Origin of the sequence: Pseudoalteromonas sp. SIMBA_162, from assembly GCF_046535955.1 — a bacterium.
Classification (GTDB): domain Bacteria; phylum Pseudomonadota; class Gammaproteobacteria; order Enterobacterales; family Alteromonadaceae; genus Pseudoalteromonas; species Pseudoalteromonas marina.
On sequence record NZ_JAWJBQ010000211.1, the window covers coordinates 1 to 301 of the forward strand.

A 301-nucleotide genomic window follows, 5' to 3' on the forward strand; every position below is an offset into this window, starting at 1 on the left:
TCCGGTTCAGGATGCGACCATCCGGCTGCAGATACATCCAGTCATCCATGCTGAACTCCCAGGTACTGTCGTCGATCGGTACCTGAAGCACGTAGTTCATGCGCAAGGCGTTACCGCGGGTCGTCGCTGTCGCTTCGCCCGTCACATCCGCCGCTCGACCAGTCCATTGGCGATCACCCGCCGGGGTAAAGGTCCAGCGGCGGTGTTGCGTCTCGCCATCGGCATAGACGAAGTCTTCCTCCAGAATCAGCTGGTTGCCTTGCATGCTGCCGATGACATCGACCACGAACCGCCGCGTCAC

General features: G+C 60.8%; 1 protein-coding gene. It reads right to left on the reverse strand.

The genetic code is table 11. The features are described from left to right. Positions 1–286 (reverse strand): DUF3833 family protein (locus R0J88_RS19410; RefSeq protein ID WP_410900785.1); only part of this gene is annotated, 286 nt, incomplete at its 3' end. Positions 287–301: the final 15 nt, after the last annotated feature.